1 protein-coding gene is annotated in these 263 nt (G+C 73.8%); it reads left to right on the forward strand.

The features are described 5' to 3' along the window. On the forward strand, positions 1-263 hold a 263-nt coding region (locus tag HKX41_11955), incomplete at both ends, for a sensor histidine kinase (GenBank protein NNC24848.1).

The raw sequence follows: 263 nt of genomic DNA on the forward strand, positions 1-263 counted from the left end.
AGCAGGCGCTGTTCAACGTGCTGGAGAACGCGGTCAAGTTCTCCCCGGCCGACGCGGCGGTGACGGTGGACGCGCGCCGCGTCGACGGCGAACCCGGCGGGCCGGACCATTTGCTGCGCATCGACGTCAGCGACCGCGGCCCCGGCATCCCGGCCGCCGACCGCGAGCGCGTGTTCGACCGTTTCGCGCGCCTGGAAGAACACCGCGGCTCGCCCGGCACCGGCCTGGGCATGAGCCTGGTGCGGGCGATCCTGCACCGGCAC

Source organism: Salifodinibacter halophilus (assembly GCA_012999515.1).
GTDB lineage: Bacteria > Pseudomonadota > Gammaproteobacteria > Nevskiales > Salinisphaeraceae > Salifodinibacter > Salifodinibacter halophilus.